This is a genomic window from Streptomyces sp. LaBMicrA B280, assembly GCF_049222185.1.
In the GTDB taxonomy this organism is placed as follows: Bacteria; Actinomycetota; Actinomycetes; order Streptomycetales; family Streptomycetaceae; genus Streptomyces; species Streptomyces murinus.
In genome coordinates this window covers 1-5,628 of record NZ_JBMJCT010000071.1, presented here as the reverse complement: position 1 = coordinate 5,628, position 5,628 = coordinate 1, and the positions used below count along the sequence as shown (strand labels likewise).

Sequence of the window (5,628 nt, the reverse complement as noted above, 5' to 3'; positions counted from 1 at the left end):
TGCTTTTACAAGCTTTTAGACAAGCTGAAACGCCCATAGCACAAGGCATAGAAAGAACATTCTCCTACGTTTACCCATCAATACCACTACGTTTAGAGGGCGAGATTTATGAGCAAGGCTTTAGAGCTACTGGCGAATATCGACAAGAAATACAACAACGAATTGAAGAATACAGAGGAACAACTTCTGAGCGGTATCGAGCAAACGTCACAGACTATCAGAGACAGCTTGAACACAAGAGCCAATATCACTGCGACCGCTATCCAACAGTCGGACGAGAAAATAGCCCAGAGCATTCAAAACAACGCCCAAACGGTCGAGAAGCAGTTGAGCCAGTACCAAAGCTTGCTGCAATCGAAATTGAGCCATTTAACGCAATTAAACGAGCAAATACAGAGCCAAGAACAGAAAGCCCAGAATCAAGCCGTACAGAAAAAACTTACCATTTTGAATATGGGGCTGATTTCAGCAGCAGTTATTTTGCTTATAGCGATTTTCTCGCTTGGTCTCGTCACCAAAAACAAGTACAGCGAGATGCAGGCGCTAAACACCGTGATCAACGAGAAACAAATGAGGGTCGACCATTTGAACCGATCGGGGGGCAGTTTGATGATCAGCACATGCAAGCGACCAGACAGCAAAGCACAGCGCCTATGTATTCAGATCAACAAGAACGCAGGCGAATGGCAGAACGGCTACATGATTCCAATGGGGTATTAAACGATGACCGAATTAGAAACACAATTATTGAGAATCATCGAAGAACAACAGCAACAATTAATGCAACAACAAGTGCAATTGCAGAAGCAACAGCAAGCTTTAGACACAATGCAAACCAAAATTATCCAAGCCTTGTCAGCACAATCAAAGACAATCAAGAGCGATCAGCAAAGCTTACAGCAAGCACAGAAATCATTAGCGACAATGCAGAAGCAATTTCACGAGCTAGAACGAAGTACAGCAAGCTATACCGAGCAGATCAATGGCAAAGTCCGAGAGATGAGCCTTATCACAGCCAACAACGAAGAAATTCTGGAGAGAATCTCAACCACACAGCATTCTGTCTCGTCAGAAGTAGCCAAAGCGCAGCAGAATTTGCTCGAAACATCCGAGATATTGAAAAAAATCTCGTCCAGATGAATGAGCGTAAACAAGAGATAGAAAAACCTCGACCTAAGCAAGATCGAGGTATGGATTTTGGGATGTAATTATTTTCTAGTATGTTGGTGTTTATTTATTAGTATTAGCTTGTACTAATGTTTAAATTTAGCTATATTTAATATAGTATAGGCTTATTTATATATTTTGGTGGTGTTATGAATAATAACTGTGTAGTAGTACTAACTGCTCGTGGAAAGACTAGAATTTTAAAAGAAGGTGGTAGTCAGTCTTGGAGACTAAATGCTCATAATGCAGGAAAGTGCGATTATCTAGTTTGTGTGCAAAATAGGAAACAATCTTGGGGAGAACCAGAGGCTGATCATCACACTGCATTTTTAGTTGGCAAAATATCTAGTATCAGCCAATCTCAAGAAGAAGATGCAGATGGTAGATGGATAATAAATATCTCCGAATATGCTGATATATCTATTCCCAATATGTGGGATGGTAATCGGAATCCAGTTTCTTATAGTTCATTAGAAGAGATGAATATCGATTTGAATGAGCTGAAATTTACCAAATTAAATGAAGATAATTCTTCTAAAACACTGGATAAAATATCTATTCCTGAAGCTAAGAGACTATTAGCTAATTATTTTGATGTCCCTCAAGAAAATATTTCAATTACAATCAATATGTAAGCTTTTAATTGACCAAAAAAAGAAAAAAGCCTTTCACGTTAATGAAAGGCTTTTTTGAATCTTAGCGCTTGGGAGGGAAGATCTTAGATCCGCAGTCTCTCAAACTTACAACTATATATTAGGGTATATACGGTGGAATTGTCAAATGATGCAGTGCTTAAGATAGAGCAGACTTTATCTATACCACGCTTATCTAAGTATGAAAATTTCTATAAAGATAAAGGTGAACCATATGAAAAATCTGATGTATTGATGCTTTATGAACGTAATTTAATAATTTCCAATAAGTTTTTTTACTTATTAAATTATTTTGAAGTTGTTCTGAGAAATGCTGTTGTTCAGGCAATAGAAATATCTTTTAGGTGTAATGAAACAAATAGTTGGCATGAAAATGAAGCTTTTATTCGAAGCCTTAGCCGTAGAGGGAGGTATAGCCCTAAAAGTATGTTTGATAGTGCTAAAGAGAAGTTCCCAGATTCGCCTAGTAAAATGATCCCTGAGCTTAAATTTGTATTCTGGCAAAAGATGCTTATGGCTAATTATGAAGAACGTATTTGGCAGGGATGTTTTAATTCTATTTTTCCTAATGCAACAGTTGAAAACAGGCAAATTTTTTACGATTGGACAGATCAATTACGTGAATTAAGAAACAGGATTGCTCATCATGAACCGATTATTTTTAACCGTAATCTAGAAAATGATTTAGAGGTTTTAACAAAATTTATTTACTGTCGTTGTATTAATACATACGATTTTATCGAGCAATCTGCATTAGATCTAAAAGAATATTTAGATTTTTAAGATAAGAATTTCACCCCAAACAATCGAAAGGTCAGACTATTTTGCAAATGTTGAATTAACAAGGTTAGTAGTAAAGCAGTAAATCCGATAACGGTAGCAGTGTTTCCTAACATAGTAAGCCCTCCCAGAATGTCAGTAATTAGACTATTAATTGAATTGTTACATCCAATAGTGAGCTCCCAGTGATTGTCTTAACTATCCAACCTTTCGATTGGATGGGGCAGAGCACCATTATTCTGTTTGAATGCGGTGTTAGTGTCAACTAGGTTCTTTATTTCTTCAAGGAGTTTGAAAGTGCTAAGTATTTTTACTTTACTTTGTTCCTCAATATAAATTTTTTTAAGACCATTTAGCAGCTTGTATTTGGATATTTTGGATAGGAGAATGAATAAGGTTGCGGTATTGATTCTTCCCCCTTTTAGATGAAGTAAACGGTTTTTTTGCAGTATTGGAATATTTCTATATTCTGTTAGTTGATCTTTTAAGTCATCAGGAATTTTCATTTCGTAAAAATTATATTTTTTAGAACAGTCTAATATCGAGTGATTTAGGCTTTCTGTATTTGTATTAATAAAAATGCATTTTTCAAATGTGCAATTTTTAAAGCGACAATCTCTAAAAATAGCAGCATAAAATACGCACTTTTTGAAGTGAACATTCGTAAACCTATTCTTATTTAAGATTACTCCTGAAAAATCAGATAAAACAATTTTTATATTTTTGAATGAACATGATCGTAGGCGGGATCCTCTCAAATTAACATTAAAAAATGTTTTATTAGAGAAACGTACTTTAGAAGAAATAGATTTGGCTAGGAGGCTATTTGAATACTTACGTTTTTCGATGTGCTTGTTATGAAATCTAGGAAGTTTTGACATTAATAGTCCAAAGAATAGGAGTTTCAGCTTAATTCTTAGGTGTGATCAAAAAAATAATGGACAGGTCTCTTGCGAAATCTGTCCATTAGTTTTAAATTCGATGGGTACAGTTATTTGATGCTTGCAACATCAATTAACGAAAGATCGGCAGAGCTTGCAACTCATACTGATATTCACCTTAAAGGCTAGTACCACTATCTATTTTAAAGAATTAGAACAGTTTGACAAGCCTCAATTTGAAGTCCTTCGTTAATTCAGCAGTTTAAATCATCAAATAAGCACCTAACGGTCGAGCTTTATCTACTTCTGTGCGCCTTTTTTAAGGAAGATATGCGTTGCATGTGGAGGGAATAAGTGTCACTGGTGCATCGTAGCGATAGTCGCAAGGCTAAACCGCTTACAGGGGATCTCACATAGGCGGAGCGTTGGAAGTAGTTGTATAGGTTGGTTAAGTTGCATGTTGGAGTAATCCTCGCAGAGATACCACCATACTTCGACAGGGAGCGCGTGGGAGAAGGTGCAAAACCTTTAGTCCTTGTCTGCATGGTCAGCAAAACCATGTGCGGATACGACCGATGCGTGGCTCCGTCAGCCCAATTACAGGTTAATCGGCAATACTTAAGAGGATATTTGATTTTTTTAAATCAAAGCCTCTTAGGGAAAGTATTGCCGAAACTCTCTCAACGTTCACCATCAGCCCGAGCAAAGCGAGGGATGTGGGGACGGTGAGAAAGAGTTGAGCGCATTTGTTTTTACAAGATTCATGCCAATACCTACTACAGTTTATATACCGTGTCATTTGATTAATTTTTATTGAATTTCACTCGTCCATTTTTAAATAAGCAAGGATACACAGCTACCCCTATTTCACTTCGTTCAATAGTGTTAAGCTGTGACCTTGATCAGGGGCTTCACCCCCGATACCCCCGAAAAGCTTTAAACAGAAAAATCAAAGATTTTCCATTTTAAAGCTTACAAAAGCCAAAGCAGGGTAGATTGAAATGTCAGGACATGAACAACAAGAGAATAAGCAAGGCAAGGCTATTCGAGAGAGAACTTTTAAAGTCAGACTTTCTGAATCAGAATATCAATTGCTTGATTCCAATAATCCTTATGGTTCGATTGCAAAGTTACTTAGACAAGCAGCAGTAGAGAAAGCGACTAAAATTCATAATTCCAAAGTAGAAGATGACCAAAAAATTAAAGAAACAAAGGTTGTTGAATCTTCGTATAGCAAGACAGAGCGAGCATTAATTTTAGAACTTAGTCGGATTGGTAATAATGTGAATCAGATTGCCAAAGCAGTAAATACAGATATTGCGGGTACTGGTGCTTTCGATAAAGTGAAATTACTTCATTTATTGATTTCAATTGATCAACAGCTTCGGGAGTTACGTCCAGATGATCGTTGATTTTTTTCGGAATGGTTCAGGTTTGTCAAAAGGTTGTCTTGATTATTTATTAGGTGAAGATCGAGAGCGTGAACATGCACAAGTGCTTAGTGGTAATGTAGAGCTGACAGCACAATTGATTGATAGCAGTCCTTTTGCCAAAAAATATACCAGTGGTTGTTTGTCCTTTTATGAGCATGATTTATCTGACCAGGATAAACAGAAAATCATGCAAAATTTTGAGGAATGTTTATTTCCAGGACTAGATAAAGACCAATATCAAATTTTATGGGTGCAGCACCAAGACAAAATTAATCAGGACACAGGTGAGACAAGGCTTGAGCTTAATTTTGTGATTCCCAATGTTGAGCTTTCAACAGGCAAACGTCTACAGCCATTCTATGCGCCAGCCGATTTAGATCGAGTCGATCTATTTAAGCAGATCATCAATACCGAACATTCACTGTATGACCCCGATGATCCTGAGCATCGACAGCTATTTTTAAATAAAAAGAACCTGCCCAAAGATATTAAGGGTTTTAAAGAGCAGTTACATCAACGTGTTTACCGAGCGGTTTCTAATGGGGAAGTTGCCGATCGGCAAGAATTGGTGCAATGGCTTGAATCGAATCAAATCAATGTCACTCGACAAGTAAAAAACTCCATATCCATTGAAAACCCGTATGAGGGCGCAAAACGTCCCATCCGTTTAGAGGGCGAGATTTATGAGCAAGGCTTTAGATCTACTGGCGAATA

At 37.1% G+C, this 5,628-nt stretch carries 4 protein-coding genes and 2 pseudogenes; 5 read left to right on the top strand and 1 reads right to left on the bottom strand.

Going from position 1 to position 5,628, the window contains the following annotated elements; genetic code table 11:
- From ACLF5H_RS37205 to ACLF5H_RS37195, 3 genes and pseudogenes are all read left to right on the top strand, one after another.
- Positions 1–1,208 (top strand): annotated as a pseudogene (locus ACLF5H_RS37205) (mobilization protein); the annotation flags it as partial.
- Between the two features lie 108 nt (positions 1,209–1,316).
- On the top strand, positions 1,317–1,802 hold the full coding sequence (locus ACLF5H_RS37200; protein ID WP_051064109.1) for a hypothetical protein: 486 nt from the start codon (positions 1,317–1,319) through the stop codon (positions 1,800–1,802).
- A gap of 132 nt (positions 1,803–1,934) precedes the next feature.
- Positions 1,935–2,603: an Abi family protein gene (locus tag ACLF5H_RS37195; protein WP_004986704.1), complete on the top strand. Its 669-nt coding sequence runs from the start codon at positions 1,935–1,937 to the stop codon at positions 2,601–2,603.
- A gap of 191 nt (positions 2,604–2,794) precedes the next feature.
- Here ACLF5H_RS37195 and ACLF5H_RS37190 read toward each other — a convergent pair whose 3' ends face one another.
- Positions 2,795–3,481, bottom strand: coding sequence for a pentapeptide repeat-containing protein (locus tag ACLF5H_RS37190; protein ID WP_002011386.1), 687 nt, complete (start codon positions 3,479–3,481; stop codon positions 2,795–2,797).
- A 1,001-nt stretch (positions 3,482–4,482) separates the two neighbouring features.
- On the opposite strand from ACLF5H_RS37190, the gene ACLF5H_RS37185 reads away from it, so the two are divergent.
- On the top strand, positions 4,483–4,893 hold the full coding sequence (locus ACLF5H_RS37185; protein ID WP_004986709.1) for a MobC family plasmid mobilization relaxosome protein: 411 nt from the start codon (positions 4,483–4,485) through the stop codon (positions 4,891–4,893).
- Positions 4,883–5,628, top strand: a pseudogene (locus ACLF5H_RS37180) (mobilization protein); the annotation flags it as partial. The gene ACLF5H_RS37185 and the pseudogene ACLF5H_RS37180, both read left to right, overlap by 11 nt.